We start from the raw sequence: 17,252 nt of genomic DNA, 5'->3' as shown, positions 1-17,252 counted from the left end.
GCTTCCCCCGCCGCCCCCGCCAGCACTCCCACCACAGTTGTTCGAGTAGGCGTAGCCACCTTTGCCGCCATTGGCGCGAATCGCACCGGCTACCTGGATGCTGCCCGACGAGGCAATGAGCACGGCGCCGCCACCTCCGCCCCCGCCGCTTCCGTTGTAGCTAGCCGTGGATGCGCCTCCTCCACCGCCTGATCCACCGATCATGGGCAACAGCGACGCCGTGCCGTACGCCAAGCCTTTCAAGCCGCTGGTTCCGGACGAGTCCGTCCCATCCGCGCCGAATCCTCCCCCGCCGCCGCCCATTGCAAACGTGGTGCTCCCGCCAAAATACCCAGGCCCTGGCTTGCCTCCGCCAGGCCCCAGACCACCGCCTCCCAGACTCCCAGGAACAGACTTACTCGCTCCGAAACCACCGGCAAATCCGCCAGGTCCTCCGACACCAGGCAGCGTGTCGTCGGCCGAGATGGCGTCCACCACCGACGCTCCGTCCGCACCGCTCACGTCAAGGGTCCCGTTGATGATCACGTCGCCCGTTGCCAAGATCGTCACCGGGGCATTGGTGGAGTTCTTCTTGAACGTCACCGTGACTCCGGACGGAATGTTCACGGTGGTGAAGTTCAACATGCCGCTCTCCGGGAGCTGAACCTGCATCGAAGTTTGCGGCGCAAACACGCCGTCAGCGCCGGTGCTGCCGCTCACAAACGGAGCGGCCAGGGCATGGCCCGGAAACCACCCAACCATCAGCGCTCCGAGAGCGCCGCCAACCAGTCGTCGCATCGTCTTCATAACAACCTCCGTCACATCCATCCTAGGTTTGTCCGATTTGCCCAAGCGATCATCAAAAATCACGTCTATAGATTGCCTCTACGGTGCGGTCACCACCAAATCGTTCGCCTCGGTCATTGTGCCGGATGAACTGCCGACCGGCGTGGAGATCGACACCCGATACGTACCGGCCGCAACCGAAGAATCGACTGTCACCGTGACCGTTGCCTGCGTGCCATCCGGGCTCACGTCCGGAGGGTTCTGCACCGTAAAACCCGTGGCGGGCGCAATCGTGACCGAGATCGCGCCGGTCAATCGTCGGCCGGTAATGGTCAGCGTGATGGTGTCGCCAGGCATCGCCGTTCCCGGCGTGACCGCGGTGATCTCGGGAGCCGGTTTGGTGATGGTCACGGTTGCCGCCTCGGGCACAGCGGGGCGAATGGGGCCGGTGGCGGTCAGCACCTGGACCTTGCGCAGCCCCTCGGCCGCGGTCGACGAGACCGTGACCGTTGCGGACAGTCCGCGGCCATCCGCGTCGATCACCGGAGGATTGACCACGGTGAGACCGGTGGGTGGATCGAACGCCAGCGTGGTGACGCGACTCAAGTCCGTCCCCACCACCCGGAAGGTCACGGACTCACCTTGGGCGAGTGTGGCGTGGGACACTCCGGTGACGGTTTCAGCCACGGCCAGGCCCACCGGCGGTCCCAGCACCGCGACCGCGCTGGTCCCCTCGGGCTGGACGAGCGTGACGCCCACGTCCGCCGCCCGCACGCTGCTGGCCCCGGCTGGGTCGCGTGCTGAAAGGACGACACCCACTGGCGCGGACCGGATTGAGACCGAAGACGACCCGGGCGCCAACTCCTCCACATACACCCCCACCTCCGTGTATGCGAGCGCCGAGCCGGCAAAGGGCGGGGCGACATAGACCGGGGCGCTCGCGCTCACCACACTGCCATCGGCATTGCTCAGATCAGCCCTCAGGGTGGTGGACCCTTGAGCCACGCCGCTGACCAACACCGCGGTCTGGGTGGTCCCGCCGGGCAGGACCACGCTCGCGGGCACGGTCGCGACCGATGGGTCTGCCGTGCTCAACGCGACGGTGCGATCGAACGAGTCGGCTGTTGGCACGCCCACGGTGATCGAGGCCGTCCCGCCGGGCGCGACCGAGAGCGGGTTGGGGCTGATGGCTAGCGACGAGGCCCCAGCGGATGAGCCAGCGATCGTCACCGGGGCGCTGGTCCCCCCCGCCGTGGTCACGGTGAGCGATCCCGGCCCCACACCCGAGGGCGACAGCAAACTCACTGCGCGGTTCTTGTTCGTGACATCCATGTTGGCGCCCGTATCCGCCACATCGATGACACCGCCTCCGACCTTGGGGAAGTGCAGCGTCAGACCGTCCTCAATGAGCCCGCTACCGGTCAGGGTGAGCGGCTGCGCGGTCCCGAACGTCGCAGCGGACGGCGGATCGAGCGTGGGCACGATCTGCAGCCAGACCGACTCGGCCGATCCCACACCCGTGGCCGTATCGATGAGGCGGACCGAACCCGTGGTCACGGACCCTTGGGGATCCAGCACCGCCTGGGCCGACGCGCCGTCGGTGGAGACCTGGGTCAGCGGAAGGTTGAGCGTGCCTGCGACCTTGGTATCGGACAACGTGGGCACGCGCAGCGCGACCGTCCCGCTCAGCCCTTCGCCCACCACCCCCACGGTCTGGCCCACATTGGCCGAGCGTCGCGCGGGATCGGCTGGCGTGCCGGTCGCCGCGGTCGCCGACAGCGCGGTCAGCGTGGGTACCACGAACGCAAACGGTGCGCTGCTGCCACCATCGGTCGTCACGACGAGGTCGCCGCTGCCCGCTCCATTGGGGATCGTCAGCACCATGGCGCCGTTGGTCGCCTGGACGTCGATCTCCGCAGCGACATCGACAACCGACACCGGGTTGCCGGCCGCCGGCTGGAAGACCACGGTGCCGCGGTTCTCGGCAAAGCCTGAGCCCCTGATCGTCATCGGCTGCTCCGGCGCAAACACCGGCGCATCCAAGATCGTGACCGTTGGCACGACCTGCAAGTGGACGCTCTGCGACAGCATCCCGGACGCGGGATCGTACAGAACCACTGGTCCCGTGGCCACGGCGCTCGCTGCCGGCACCACGACCTGGGCGCGCGTCTGATCAGCCGACACGCTCCCGTCGACCACCGACACGTCCTGGGTGCTCGCGTTGCCGGTATCGGTGCGGGTCGTGAACCGCACCCGAACGTCTGGGCGCAGATCCGAGCCCACGATCGAGATCGTCTGCCCCAGATTGGTCGCCGGGGCTGCCTGGGCCGCTGTCCCCGACGCAGGCGCCGCTTCGATCGCCGTCAAACTCGGCACAACCGGCACCACGGTCAAGGACCTGGTCGTCCCTGCGCTGCGGTTCCCAGACGTGTCGTCAGCCTTTGCCGTGAGCGTGACCGCCTGGCCCACCGGCACGCCGGCATCGATCACCAGGGTGAAGCTGGCGCTCGCGGTGGTGGCTGCTGGTGAGACCATCACCGGGTTGGGCGACGTGATCGTGCCGGCCGATGCAGCCAGCTCGATCCGGCTCACGCCCACGGTATCCGCTGCGTTCACCGTGACGGTGATGGTTGACCCGGTCACCACCTGGGTCGTGGTCGGAGCCGTGATGGTGACCGTGGGCGCCTTGGTGTCGACCACGGTCAAGGAGGCTGAAGCATTCGCGGTCCCACCGGCGGAATCGGTGGCGGTCGCCACCAGCGAAATCCCGGTCCCAGGCGCAGCCGACGCTGGGACGGCCAACGAGAACGTGGCACTCACCGGGTTCTGGGTCGCAAAGGTCCGGGTTTGGGTGCTGGTCGCGGCGCCCGAGGCCACGAGCTTCACGCTCGCGATCCCCACATCGTCCTGCGCGGTCACGGTCACCGACACCGTGGCGCCGACTTCCGCCGTGGTCGGTGCACTCATGGTCGCGCTGGGCAGCTCATCCGGCAGGACCGTGACGGACAGGAACAGGGGTGCGCTCCGGTTGCCCACGCGGTCCACCGCAATCGCCTTGAGCACGAGCGTGTCCCCGGAGAGCGGGGTCAGCGACACGGCTGCGGCGAACGGCGCCGCGGTGTCGGTTGCGACCAACCGGTCGTCGACCGTGAACTCCACCGATGCCACGTCCCCGTCCGCCACGGTTGCGGTCGCGGTCACGGTTCGGCCCCGGATCAGACTCACGCCGGAAGGCAGCGACAACCCCGTGACCGTGGGCGGAACAATGTCCAGCGTGTCGAATGTCGCGCTCACGGGCGCGGCCAGCACGTTGCCGGCCAGGTCGATGACGCCCGACACGCTCGCGGTGTACGTGGCGTTGGTCGCCAGCACGTCCGCGGGCGTGAAGATCGCGACCGTGTTGTTCTGCGCGAGGTCCACCCGCCCGGCAATCGACAGCCCCGAGCGCGCGAGCGCCAGTGACACCGTCGCGGGATCCACGGGTTCGGAGAAGACCACGCGGACCACCGCGCTAGGATCCACCTGGATCGTGTTGTGGGCCGGCGAGATCGAGACCACGGTGGGCGGAACGTTGTCGAGCGTCACGAACGTGGTGCGGACCTCGACCGGCAGGGGGTGGCGCGCGAAGTCCCGCACGCCAGTGGTCACGACCAGGGTGTAGCGGGTCGAGCCCTTCAGCGCCTGGGTGGGCGTGAGCGTCAGGCGAGTGTGATCTGCGGAGAGCGTGCGGCTGAGACCCAGCGTGGTGCTGCCCTCGAAGAGCCGGACCGTGCTGGTGGTGATCGTCGCCGGATCAGCCGCTTCGCTGAAGACAATCGACAGCGGGGCCGTCACCCCGACGTTCACCGCGCCGTCCACCGGCTGCACCTCCGCCACGCGGATCGGCGCGTTGTCCAGGACGATCGCCCCAACGTCGATCACCTGGCCGTTCGCCGTCAACGCCTGCGTCCGGTATGCCACGCCCTGCCCAAACGCTTCGATCACGTCGATGGATACGGTCCCCAGCGGGATCGACTCCACCGTGAACCGGCCGTCATTGGCGGCGACGATCGAGAGCGTGATGGAGCCAACCCGCACCGTGAGAATCGCGCCCGCCGACGGGGTCACGCCGTCCGGCGCGATCACCTGACCCATCACCGTCCCCGCGGCCTGGTACGAAAGGTCGATGGTCACGGTCTCGCCGTCGCGCGCGAGCGTTCCAGACGCCGATCCCCCGAGCAGCCCGTCCGGGCTCTTGACCGAAAGGGACAGGGTCCCAGCCGGCACGCTCGCAAAGAGGTATCGCCCGTCGCTGCCGGTCTGGAACGAGAAGTTGGCGGACACCACGCCCCGGACGGCGAGCGTGACCAGCGCGCCCACCGCAGGCGTGAGACCGTCGGACTCATACACCGTGCCCTCGACCGACCCCACACCGTTCAAGCGGACCAGCACGTCCGCGACCTGGCCCTCCGTCGCAAGGTCCGCGTTCGCGGTCCCGCCGTCAAGCCCGTTGGGGGATGTGGCGGTCAGGGTGTAGTGACCGAGCGGCGAGAGCGACCGGCTGATTCGACCCTCGGGATCGGCCTGGATCGTGTGTGTGGTCCGCGGGCCTCGCAGCACCACGGTGGCGCCGCTCGCCGGAGTGACTCCGTCAAATTTGACCACGGTCGCGGACACGGTCCCGGTGGGTTCAAGCCGCACCTCGGTCGTCACGGTCTCGCCCTCGAGTACCACCTTGCCGCTGGCCGACCCGGTCAGCCCGGTCAGCGGGTCTTCCAACCGCACGGTGAAGTTGCCCGCCGGCACCCCGGGGAAGGCAAACCCGCCATCCGGGGTGGTGAGTCCCTGGAACGACTCCGAGAACACGCCCGAGACCTGGAGCGTCATCTTTCCACCCTCGACGGGCCGCGTCCCGTCGGCCGAGAGCGCCCGTCCGGTGACCGTGCCACGCGCGATTTGCAGGACGTCGACCACCAACGTCTGGCCGTTGGATGCGAGCTGACCAAAGCCCTTGCCGCGCCGCGACGTCACGGGGTCGAACCCCTCCACCACGATCGGCCCCAGCGGGACGTGCTCGAACCGGTACGCGCCGAGCGTGGCCGGATCCGTCGACGTGGTCAGAAAGCCGATGGCACGGCCGTACTGGGTCAACTGGATCTGGCCGTTGCCGATCGGGGTGCGACCGTCCGGCGTCAGCAGACGGCCCGTGACCACGCCGGAGGGCGAGAGCGTGAGCGTCACCGTGGCCGTCTGCCCCTCGCCCGGCACGCGACCCGAGGCGCGCGCTCCCAGGCCGTTGGGATCAACCGCCTCGACCGAGAAATCCCCCTCGGTGATATTGGAGAAGGCGACGTTGCCGCCGTCGGCTGGTCCGAGGGTCGCCGACGCCGTATCGTACGGGAAGCTGGTGCGCCGCAGATTGACGCTGGCCTGGCTCGTTGGCGACCCGTCCGCGTTTCTGACCTGCGCGACCACCGAGCCGAGACCCAACAGACGCAATGTCACGGGGGTATCCTGCCCGCCTTGCACCACCGCCGATCCGATGCCCCTGAGGCCAGACACCGGGTCCTCTGCCGTCAGCGGATACGTGCTGGCCGGCAAGATGGGCGCAAACTGAAACCGCCCATCGGGTCCGGTGGTGACCGTGACCGGTGAGCCCGCGAGCGTGAGGCGTACCTGGACGCCTTCGCCGACCGGCGTGCCGTCGGGCTTGTTCACCACGCCGCTGATCGAGCCCGCGTTGGGGATGAGGGTGAGCGTCACGTCCTGCACGTCGCCGGCGAAGCGGATCGCTCCGGAGGCCCGCGCCGGGTTCGGGCGGAAGGTGTTGGAGGCTTCCACCGAAAAGCCGCCCGGCCAGGCCCCAGCCACCGAGAACCGGCCGGTCTGCGCGTCGGCTTGCGTGGTGCCGATCAGCCGCTGCTCGAACAGCCCGGCCTCGTTGGGCTTCACCCCGCGCACGATCACATTGGCGCCGGTGGGCTGGTTGGCCGAGCCTTGATCGCGCACCGTGCCGGTCACGGTACCGGGCCCGGTGAGCACGATATCGGTCTTGACCACCTGGCCCTCGGAAACCAACCGAAACGCGGCGTTGCCGACCTCGGCATTGCTGCCGCGGACCGCGATCGCGGTTGACACCCGCGGCGGAATCGGGATCCCGTCGATGCGATAGCCGCCCTGGGCATCGGTCGTGGTCTGCAGCACCTTATAGGTCGGGGGGCAGGAGGCCGCGGCCAGGCAGTTGTACTCGATGTCCACGATGACCCGGACCGGAAGGTTCGGTGCGACCGTGACGCCGTCCCGTTCGTAGACCGTTCCCACGATCGACGCGCGCAGCCCGCTGGTCAGATAGATGACGGCGGTGGCGGCCTGGCCTGGGAAGCTCAGGCTGGTGGAGGCTGACCCGGTGCGGCCTTGCGAATCCTCCGCCCTGACCGACACGCTGCCGAGCGGCACCCCTGCGATCGTGTACGTGCCGTCCGCGCCGGTGAAGGCAAAGCTCTTGCCATTGGCCACCACCAGGGCGCCTGAGACCGGCACTCCGAACTGCGTGTACACCGTCCCTGAGATCGACCCCAGCGCGTTGAAGATGACGGTGAGGCTGGCGGTCTCGCCCGCAGCCAGCGTGGAGGCTGCCCGGGCGCGATTGCCGGTGGCGGGGTCGATCGCCTCCACCACCAACCCGCCGGTGGGCACGCGCTCGAACGCAAACGTGCCATCGGCAGCGGTCCGGACGAAGTTCTGATAGCTGACCGCGGCGACGGTGACCACCACCGGGATATTGCCCAGCGGGGTGATGCCGTCGTCGGCATACACGGTCCCGATGACCCGGCCTTCGGGCCTGGCCAGCGGGGGAAAGAGCACCACGTCCACCACCGCGGTCCCGCCGTCCCCCGTGAGGGTGCCGTTGACCGCCCCGTAGTAGCCGCCGGAGGCGGTTGCCGCCACCAGGACATTGCCGACCGGAATGTTCCCAACCGTGTAGCGGCCCGAGGGATCGGTCGTGGTCAGCGCCCCGAGGCCCGACACCGTGGAGCGTACCGTCACCGCGGCGCCGGACAGGAGCCGCCCTTGGTCGTCGCGCACCACGCCGGTGACCGTGCCCTGCCCCGGGAAGATCAGGTCCAGCGTCATGCGCTGGCCCGCGAACCGCTCTTGGGTAGCGAGCTCCACGAACCGGCCGGTGGCGGGATCTTCCGCGCGCACGAGGAAGCCCGTGCCCCCTTCGCTGAACCGGCTGCTCGCGTAGTCGTAGTGGTAGCCGCCGTCCGCGTCCACCGGTTTGGTCCCGATCCGCACGTTGCTGACGTCGCCGAAGAGGTTGCCCGACTGGGCCGCGTAGACCAAGGAGATCCGCGCCGTGGTCACGGGTTGCCCGTCTGCGGTGAGCACGCGGCCTTGGACCACGGCGCCGGGCTCGGTCGCTGTCGAACGGATGATCGCCGACTGCGAGGCGGGCTGCATGGCCACGCCGCGTCGGTCGGTCAACCCCGTGACGGTCAAGCGCCGCTCGATGTAGGGGCCGATCGGGTCGCGCAGCCCCACGAACACGACCCGGCCGCTGGGTTGCAGCAGCGCGGTGAGCACGGCGTTGTCGTCCACCGCGTACGTGGCCAGGGCCTGGGCCTGGTCTTTGACCAATCGCTTACTCATCAGCACCGCTACCAGCCGGCCGTATTTGTCGAGCTTGGTGTCGTCAAAGTCAAAGAGTTGGACCGCGCCCTCCAGCATGGGCCCAGGGTCGGGCACGGCGCTGATCGCGGTGGGTGCCAGCGTGACCTCGGCCACACCGTCGCCGTCGTGATCGACCCCGATCGTCGGAGGATCCGTACGTGGTATCGCGATCGTCAGCAACAGGCGGTCGGTCGCGGCGACGGAGACGCCGGCAAAGGTCACCTGCTCCAATCCGTTGGCTCCGGGCAGGACGATCCCAAGATCGAGCGCTCCGTCGGCCGTGGGTCGCCATTCGACCAGGTACGACCCGTTGGCTGGCGCGGAATGCACCGCCAGCACCGCGTCGGGCGCATCCGGCGGTCCGATCGGGACCAGCTCGGCATACGGAATCCCCGGGGCCGGATCCGCGGTCGTCTCGCCGCCCAGCACCCGACCGAACGCGTCGCGCACCTGCACCGCGGCCGCGGGTCCGCCGAGTCCCGCGGTCATGATGGACCAGTACGGCCCTCGATCCGTCGCGCCCGTGGCCAGCGCCCGCTGCAGCGCCAGCGCACCCTGTGCCGCCACCGCGGGCGCCAGCTCCGCGCCCACAGCAGCCGCCAATTCCTCGGCCAACGGCGAGATCCTCCGCAGGCCGTCGAGGGCAGGATCCGGCGTATCGCTCCCCAACACGTCCAACAGCAGCGTGTGCAGCGACTGTTCCGGCGCTTCGCCCAAGAAGATCCGCAAGCCGCCCTCGCCGACATTGGCCGCGCCGGTCTGCACCGTCTTGCGCGCGATCCGCGCAATGCCTGTGGGCAAGGAACCGGCCGGCGCGGTGGACACGCTGTAGGCCTCGCCCAGAAAGCCCACCGCTGCCAGGCGCACCGGATCAGGCAGATAGTCGGCGAAGCTGGAGAGGACCAAGGTGTCCGGCGAGAGCGGAATGTTGTTGGCGCCCACGCCCGCGCGCAGGATAAAGCTCCCCTTGACCTGATCGTCGGTCGGGAACACCGTGGCCGTGACCTTGCCCGTCACCTGCGAGCGCAAGCGGAACGACACCGTGCCCGCGGTGTGGGGCGCGAGGGTCTGGATCTGCACGGTCGACGCCGAGAGCAGCGTCGCGCCGCTCACCGCGTGCGGGTCGAGCGTGACCTGCACCAGGTTGGCGGCCACATCCGACGTGTTGCTCACCGTGGCGGTCAGCGTGTACTCCACGCCCGCGCGCACGGTAGAGGGATGCGAGAGCGTGATCGCGAAGTTCGGGTTGCGAACCAGCACCGCGCCCGTGGCCTTGCCCGAAATCTGCACCGGTCCCCGCGGAAGCCCCTCCAGCGTCGCAGTGATCGCAAACTCGATGGAGTGCGTCCCCTCCTTGAGCCCTTCCAGGGTAAACGCCACCTGTCCGGTCTGCTGCGCCCCGAACACCTCCACGTCGTCGGGCGTGCCGAACTGCCCATCCGGCCCCGGCGCCCTCACCGGAAGCGTGCGCAACGGCACTCCGCCTGTGGCCGTGGTACCCACCGCGCGCAAGGGATCGTCTCCCGGCGCCGCGTCCGTCCCTGCGATCCGGTCCAACCCGGTCGGCAGCACGATCGCGGCCTGCACGTCGCGGATCGACAGCGCGCTGGACGCCGGCGCGCCATTGGTCACGAGCAGGGTGGCTTCGAAGAACTGATGCAGGTACCCGATGCTCCCCGGGATGACCACGATGCCCGAGATCGGCGGGAACTGCGGATCCTTGTCCACGCTGCCTTGGATGCTATCGAGCTGAAAGGTCTGGATCTGCAGGTTGGGGATGACCTCATCGCGATTGAGCACCGGGATGGGCTGCCCCTGCGGCCCGGTCTGGACCACCGCCGCCAGATCGCCCAAGTTGGTGGGCGGCGGTTCTTCGATTTCGCTGCGGCCGATGACCGGCACCGCAATGGGAATCTGCAGTTGCACCGGCCTGGATTGGAACGAGAGCGCGGCCGTGAAGTTGACCACGTTGAAGTTGCTCGCATCAATGGCAATGCCGCGATCCGCGATCTCCTGCGCCGTGAGCTGCCGGGTGGTGACCTGGGTGACCAACGCCTTCTCAAACGACTCCACCTGGACAACGTTCGGCGACGCGGCCACCACCTGCCCCGCGCTCTCCATCCGAATATTCTCCACGGTATATATGCCGGTCACCGGCAACGTGGGCAGTTCCAGCGGATGGTTGGGCAAGGCCGAAAGCTGTATGGGCGAGGCAAACGCCGGCCCACGCAACTCGGCTCGGACGATCAAGTCTTGGGGAAGAAGAAGCTGCAGTTCGGCAAAGGTCACACCCGCGGACGTGACCCGGTCAGGCAGCACAAACGGGACATCGACCTGAGTCGTGAGGCTCTTGGGCACAGCTTGGTAACCCGGCTGCGGCGCCAACTGCCCCCCCACCAGGTAGAACTCTACCGTGGCCAGGGAGGGAGATGGCTGCTGGGCGAAGGCGGGCGTGGCGAGGCCGGCCAGCAGTACCGTCAACACCAATAGCTTATGCCAAGGCCGGGATTTCACCAGATTACCTTATGGATTACCGTCAAGTCTGCCCATTTTCTACTATTGATCAGAATTATTCGGAGCCTGTGCCAAAAGCCTATGGTCTTCAGCGAGTTCCCTAAGCAACAACGGTTTCTGATGTCCCATAACATTACCGGCGGTCACAGCCCCCGATCGATTCTCGTACCAGTCCTGCGCAGTCCGAAGGCGTTTTAAGCCGAATATCGGTTTCCCGTTATCGAAGCGCAACCGAAATCCATGCGGTCTGGGTGGACAAAACATGCCCTCGCACCCTCCCTTCAATCTTGCGCGACCATCGAGATAGGCGGCGACATTGTCCAACCTTCGCCAGGAGATAATTTGAACATCGCTATATCCGGCCTTCAGAATCATAAGGTGGCCGTCTATGAAAATGCTCCTCAGGGGATCTGCTATCGAACGCTTGGGAACTGAGAATGAACCTTCAGAATTCGTGACGACCTCAGCAACATCCCAGAGCGAGGTATCGTAGAACGGATACGAGAACCGATTGACGTTTACCCACTCCACTAATACGACCGCCCCTTCGATAGGCAGCGATGTTTCCTGGTCAACCACTCTTCCTTCAAAGGGCCCACGATAGTTAGCCCAAACCGGATGAGGCGTACCTATGGGAGGAAATGCCGCGACACACGTAGAGAGAAAAAGAGTCATCAGTATGATCGTCCAAAATATCGGCGAATCGGGAAACCATCGGTAGTATGGTGGCCCCCAGATGCTTAGCCGAGTGGATTTATTCACATCAGGCTCTCATGGACAGAAAAGGTGTCAGGACAGAAAAGGTGGACCATATCGCACCAGTTCCTGAGGCCAGGGGACAGGCTACTTTTTCTTGTCCGCTCATCCCCCGTCTGGAGTATGATCCCCGCCATGCCTCGTATCCCCCGCGGGCAGATGCCCGGCCTCACCTATCACGTTCTCAATCGCGGCAACGGTCGCGCCACACTCTTCCACAAGGATGCCGACTACCGCGCCTTCTGTGATCTGCTCGACGCCGCCAAAATGAAGTTCCCCGTACGGGTGCTCGGCTTTTGTGTAATGCCGAATCATTTCCACCTCGTGGTGCAACCTCAGACCCCATCCGCCTTCAGTACCATGATGCAGTGGTCGCTCACCAGCCATCTCCGCCGCTACCATCGGCACTACCACAGCAGCGGCCATCTCTGGCAGGGCCGGTTCAAGAGCTTTCCCATTCAACAAGACGAGCACCTCCTCACCGTGCTCCACTACGTGCTGCTCAACCCGGTACGAGCCGGCCTCGTGACGCAGGCCGCACAGTAGCCGTGGACCAGCCTCAATCCTGCGTATCCGCCCGATCCATGGTCGCTCGCCCCGCCTGATGATTGGGCTCTCCACTGGCTCGCTATGCCGCTGCCCGAGGAAGACCTCACACAGGTCCGCATGTGCGTCAATGCTGCGCCATGTGCAGGGTGGCCGACGGCTCTTTGACCAGCGCCTGACGGCGCGAAGCCCATTCGCCAAGCCCCATTTGGGGCGCCCGACTGGATCGCGCGCATGGCCACCGCCCTCGGCCTGCACTCCACACTGCGCCCCCGCGGTCGACCTCACAAGTCCTCCGAGCCTTCCCCAGAAAAGTAGCCTGTCCCTTGGTATCTTGATTTTGCTTCCGGCCATAATACGCCGGATGGATCTTCGCGACGTCACAGGCCGTTGTCCCCACGGTCGCCGAGACCGAAGAAAAGCTTGGGTCGTGACGTCGTCTTCTCCCCCAGCCCGCACAGTTGCCCGGGGCAGTCGAGCCCGCATCGCGCCAGGACGGGCCATCGAGAAGGAGGCGGTATGGAACCAGGGGCATGCTTTGTCGGAATTGATGTGTCGAAAGCCACGTTGGACGTCGCGGTGTGGCCAGCCGCCACCCCCTGGACCGAGGCGAATACCGAGACCGGCATCACCACACTCGTCGCGCGCCTCCAGAGTCTGCGGCCTGCCCTGATCGTGCTCGAAGCGAAAGGCGGTTTGGAACTGCCGTTGGCGGGCGCGCTGGGAGCCGCGCAGCTCGCCGTGGCGGTCGTGAACCCCCGACAGGTCCGCGACTTTGCCAAAGCCACCGGGCAGTTGGCCAAGACCGATCGCTTGGACGCGGCCATCTTGGCCCAGTTTGGGCACGCCGTGCGGCCTGCGCCGCGTGCCCTGCCCGACGCGCTCACCCAGGAGCTCAGTGCCGTGGTGGCCCGCCGGCGCCAGGTCGTGGAGATGCTCGTCGCGGAAAAGAACCGCCTCAGCGCCGCCCCGCCACCCGTGCGCCCCGAGATCCGTCGGCACATCCGGTTCCTGGAATCCGCCCTCGCGCGGCTGGATGACACCTTGGCCGACACCATTCAGCGGAGTCCGCTGTGGCGGGCCAACGATCAGCTGCTGCGAAGCACCCCGGGCATCGGCCCGACGATGGCGCGCACGCTGCTCGCGGAACTGCCGGAACTGGGCACCCTCGATCGCAAACAGGTCGCGGCCCTGGTCGGCGTCGCCCCGCTCAACCGCGATAGCGGCACCCTGCGCGGCAAACGCACGGTGTGGGGCGGCCGGGCTCAGATCCGTGCGCCGTTGTTCATGTGTACCTTGGTCGCGGTGCGGCACAATCCCGTCCTCAAAGCCTTCTATCAACACCTGCGCGCCGCCGGTAAAGCCCCCAAGGTCGCGCTCGTCGCCTGTATGCGCAAACTGCTCACCATCCTCAATGCCATGCTCAAACATCGCACCCCGTGGCGGACCAGTCATGCCTAAGAAACGAGTTGACTCTCAAGACAGTTGCTTTTCGGTCTTCCTCGTTAGATCACTGTGCGGGCCGGGCTTTAACTTCAATTTGTAGCTGCTTGTCGCCATTCTTGATCTTGACCGCCGTGGTTCCGGGAGCGAGTACGGTGATGAGTCCTTCGGTGTCCACCGAGGCAATGCTGGGGTTGACCACCTCGTATTGAGTCCCGCTATTCGTCGACGAGACGAGACGCTCCACCCCATCGGAGAATTGGCCATAAACGTATAGCTTTCGCTTCTCTCCAACTGCCGGATGGATTCTGCGTTGATCCTCACGTACCCGGAGGGCCTGTAAAGTCACGTTGGCTGGTACCAAGACTTGAATTGTCACCTCCGCTTCAGGCGCCGCACCGGTCTTCTGACCCAGCACGCGTCCGATTGCTGAAATGGTGAGGGGGCCGACGTAGTTGGGCGGGACTTGAAAGGTCCAGGTGTACGGCGGCAGGACGTCGACCTCCGAATTGTTGGCCGGATCGTCCACGCTAGTTCCCCTTCCCGACGAGCTAAACAGCACACCGATGAGTACGCCGGCACCTTCTGGGTCCAACCGGGCCGTGACCGTGCTGCCAGCTTCAACCTGGGCTCCGCTTGCTGGGCTTGTCAACCGAAAGGCCCACCCATCGACTGGCCAGAAGCATACCGTCCAGAGAAGGAAGCCACTCGCCAGTGGCCCTATCCGTTTTTGCATGGGACCGAAAAGGGGACAGGCTACTTTTTCTTGCCCCCCATCCCGTGATGCGGTACGATCCCCGCCATGCCTCGCATCCCCCGTGGGCAGCAACCCGGCCTTGCCTATCATGTCCTCAATCGCGGCAACGGTCGGGCCACCCTCTTCCACAAGGACGCCGACTACCGCGCGTTCTGTGATCTGCTCTACGCCGCCAAAAAGAAGGTCCCGGTGGAAGTCCTCGGCTTTTGTGTGATGCCCAATCACTTCCACCTCGTGGTGCAACCCAAGACGCCGTCGGCACTGAGTGCGCTGATGCAATGGTGGCTCACCAGCCATGTCCGTCGCTACCATCGGCACTACCACAGTAGCGGGCATGTCTGGCAAGGCCGGTTCAAGAGCTTTCCGATCCAGCAAGACGACCACTTACTCACGGTCATCCGCTACGTGCTGCTCAACCCGGTTCGGGCGGGCCTGGTCACGCGTGCCGCGCAGTGGCTTTGGTCCAGCCTCAACCCCGCGTATCCGCCCGATCCGTGGCCGCTGGTCCCGCCCGATGACTGGGCCCTCCGCTGGCTCGCCAGTCCGTTGCCCGAGGAGGACCTCACGCAGGTGCGCACCTGCGTGAATCGCCAAGCCCCGTTCGGTGCGCCCGACTGGATCGCGCGCATGGCCACCGCCCTCGGCCTGCACTCGACGCTCCGCGCTCGCGGTCGCCCTCATAAACCCTCCCCAGAAAAGTAGCCTGTCCCCTTTTCTGGTTCCTTCTTAGTGGATACTCTGGGTCGCCGTGTAAGGTGACATGATCTACCCCCGCAATGACTGATGCATGGTCGTGACTCCCATCCCGCTGGCTTCTCATGGAGACCAGCCGATCGCTTCGACCGTGATCCGGATCGCCACCTACTGGAAAGTGATCCGGATCCCATATCACCTGAAAGACCGGCCTATAGTCTACATCTATGGTTACGGGCTGACCCTCAGGTGGCACAATTACCCTCTGACCTGTCAGCGGAAAAGAGTCATCCGGAACGAGGTAGAAATACTGCCAGAGTAGATGCCACATAAGACCAAGCTTGTATCCGTAGTGATTGTCGGGTGTCTTACCGACTACCGCATGCATCGGAATCGGGAGTGTGAAACTTGCCAGTCTTTGCAGCGCTTGGCTACCGACAGCCTGCTCATCGTGGGCTGGCCCAAGAAATGGCTCGTACCCAAGTTCCTCTCTCGCGTCGCTTAGGAATTGGGCAAACGGGGACCGAAAAGGGGACAGGCTACTTTTTCTGGCCCCCCCATCCCGTGATGCGGTACGATCCCGGCCAGGGGACCGAAAAGGGGACAGGCTACTTTTTCTGGCCCCCCCATCCCGTGATGCGGTACGATCCCGGCCATGCCTCGCATCCCCCGCGGGCAGATGCCCGGCCTCGCCTACCATGTCCTCAATCGCGGCAACGGTCGCGCCACCCTTTTTCACAAGGACACTGACTACCGCGTGTTCTGCGACCTCCTCTACGCTGCCAAGCACACGTTCCAGGTGGCGCTGCTCGGCTTCTGCGTGATGCCGAACCACTTCCACCTCGTGCTGCAACCCCAGACGCCCGACGCGCTCCGTGCGCTGATGCCGTGGTGGCTGACCAGTCACGTCCGCCGCTACCATCGGCACGACCACAGTAGCGGCCATGTCTGGCAAGGGCGATTCAAGAGCTTTCCCATTCAACAAGACATTCACGTACTCACGGTGCTCCGCTATGTCCTACTCAACCCCGTGCGGGCGGGGCTCGTGACCCACGCCGCGTACTGGCCCTGGTCCAGCCTGAATGCGGCGTATCCCCCCGATCCGTGGCCCGTCACCCCGCCCGACGACTGGGGGCTCCGCTGGCTCGCCACCCCGCTCCCGGATGATGACCTCAGTCAACTCCGCACCTGCGTGAACCGCCAAGCCCCGTTTGGCGCGCCCGACTGGATCGCGCGGGTCGCCCGCACCCTTGGCCTGCAACCCACCATTCGCCCACGCGGGAGGCCACCCAAACCACACCTCGAAAAGTAGCCTGTCCCCTTTTCGGTCCCGACGCTCCGCGCTCGCGGTCGCCCTCATAAACCCTCCCCAGAAAAGTAGCCTGTCCTGTCCCCTGGTCCTTTTCTGGTTCCCCCTTTTCTGGTTCCTTTTCTGGTTCCGGTTCCCTTTTCGGTTCCTGGCATAGCTACAGAGCGGGCGCCGGCCGCACTTCAATCTGTAGCCGTTTGTCGCCGTTCGTGATCGTGATCGTGGTGGTTCCGGTCGCCAACATGGTCACAACACCCTCGCCATCGACGACGGCAATACTCGGATCGGCAACTTCGTATCGGGTTCCACTTGTCGTCGACGACACCAGACGCTCAACCCCATCCGAGAACTGGCCATAGACATAACTTTTCCGCTTGCCTCCAACACGCATGAACAGGATCCGCTGATCATCCCGCACGCGAATGGCGTTTAAGGTCACGTTGGCTGGCAGGACCACCTGAATCGTCACCTCCGCTTCAGGCGCCGTACCGGTCTTCTGACCCAGCACGCGCCCGATTGCTGAAATCGTGAGGGGGCCGACGTAGTTGGGCGGGACTTGAAAGGTCCAGGTGTACGGCGGCAGGACGTCGACCTCCGAATTGTTGGCCGGATCGTCCACGCTAGTTCCCCTTCCCGACGAGCTAAACAGCACACCGATGAGTACGCCGGCACCTTCTGGGTCCAACCGGGCCGTGACCGTGCTGCCAGCTTCAACCTGGGCTCCGCTTGCTGGGCTTGTCAACCGAAAGGCCCACCCATCGACTGGCCAGAAGCATACCGTCCAGAGAAGGAAGCCACTCGCCAGTGGCCCTATCC

At 65.8% G+C, this 17,252-nt stretch carries 8 protein-coding genes; 4 read left to right on the top strand and 4 right to left on the bottom strand.

What is annotated here, in order from left to right:
* Nucleotides 1–786: hypothetical protein (locus AB1451_14800; protein ID MEW6684165.1), on the bottom strand; the 786-nt coding region annotated here is incomplete at its 3' end.
* A 78-nt stretch (nt 787–864) separates the two neighbouring features.
* A complete protein-coding gene (locus AB1451_14795) occupies nt 865–10,902 on the bottom strand; it encodes a carboxypeptidase regulatory-like domain-containing protein (protein MEW6684164.1) in 10,038 nt (3,345 codons plus the stop codon).
* 921 nt (nt 10,903–11,823) lie between these two features.
* Here AB1451_14795 and AB1451_14790 point away from each other — a divergent pair.
* Nucleotides 11,824–12,234 (top strand): transposase, encoded by a 411-nt coding sequence (locus AB1451_14790; protein MEW6684163.1) that lies wholly within the window; start codon nt 11,824–11,826, stop codon nt 12,232–12,234.
* Nucleotides 12,235–12,753: 519 nt separating this feature from the next.
* Complete coding sequence (locus tag AB1451_14785; GenBank protein MEW6684162.1) at nt 12,754–13,695, top strand: IS110 family transposase; 942 nt, start codon at nt 12,754–12,756, stop codon at nt 13,693–13,695.
* 49 nt (nt 13,696–13,744) lie between these two features.
* Here AB1451_14785 and AB1451_14780 read toward each other — a convergent pair whose 3' ends face one another.
* On the bottom strand, nt 13,745–14,206 hold the full coding sequence (locus AB1451_14780; protein ID MEW6684161.1) for an Ig-like domain-containing protein: 462 nt from the start codon (nt 14,204–14,206) through the stop codon (nt 13,745–13,747).
* Between the two features lie 273 nt (nt 14,207–14,479).
* Here AB1451_14780 and AB1451_14775 point away from each other — a divergent pair, with 273 nt between their 5' ends.
* Both AB1451_14775 and AB1451_14770 read left to right on the top strand, forming a co-directional pair.
* Nucleotides 14,480–15,136 carry a transposase gene (locus AB1451_14775; protein ID MEW6684160.1) on the top strand — a complete coding sequence of 219 codons (657 nt, stop codon included), beginning with the start codon at nt 14,480–14,482 and terminating at the stop codon, nt 15,134–15,136.
* 646 nt (nt 15,137–15,782) lie between these two features.
* Nucleotides 15,783–16,439, top strand: a complete 657-nt coding sequence (locus AB1451_14770; protein MEW6684159.1) for a transposase — start codon at nt 15,783–15,785, stop codon at nt 16,437–16,439.
* A gap of 154 nt (nt 16,440–16,593) precedes the next feature.
* Here AB1451_14770 and AB1451_14765 read toward each other — a convergent pair whose 3' ends face one another.
* Nucleotides 16,594–17,055, bottom strand: coding sequence for an Ig-like domain-containing protein (locus tag AB1451_14765; protein MEW6684158.1), 462 nt, complete (start codon nt 17,053–17,055; stop codon nt 16,594–16,596).
* Nucleotides 17,056–17,252: the final 197 nt, after the last annotated feature.

The sequence above is a fragment of the Nitrospirota bacterium genome, from assembly GCA_040757335.1.
Lineage (GTDB): Bacteria > Nitrospirota > Nitrospiria > 2-01-FULL-66-17 > 2-01-FULL-66-17 > JBFLXB01.
This window is presented reverse-complemented; position numbering and strand designations above follow the sequence as displayed.

Excerpts from the sequence above, each read along its gene's own strand:
- AB1451_14790 (MEW6684163.1), top strand. The coding sequence starts at position 11,824 with ATGCCTCGTATCCCCCGCGGGCAGATGCCCGGCCTCACCTATCACGTT.
- AB1451_14785 (MEW6684162.1), top strand. The coding sequence starts at position 12,754 with ATGGAACCAGGGGCATGCTTTGTCGGAATTGATGTGTCGAAAGCCACG.
- AB1451_14775 (MEW6684160.1), top strand. The coding sequence starts at position 14,480 with ATGCCTCGCATCCCCCGTGGGCAGCAACCCGGCCTTGCCTATCATGTC.
- AB1451_14770 (MEW6684159.1), top strand. The coding sequence starts at position 15,783 with ATGCCTCGCATCCCCCGCGGGCAGATGCCCGGCCTCGCCTACCATGTC.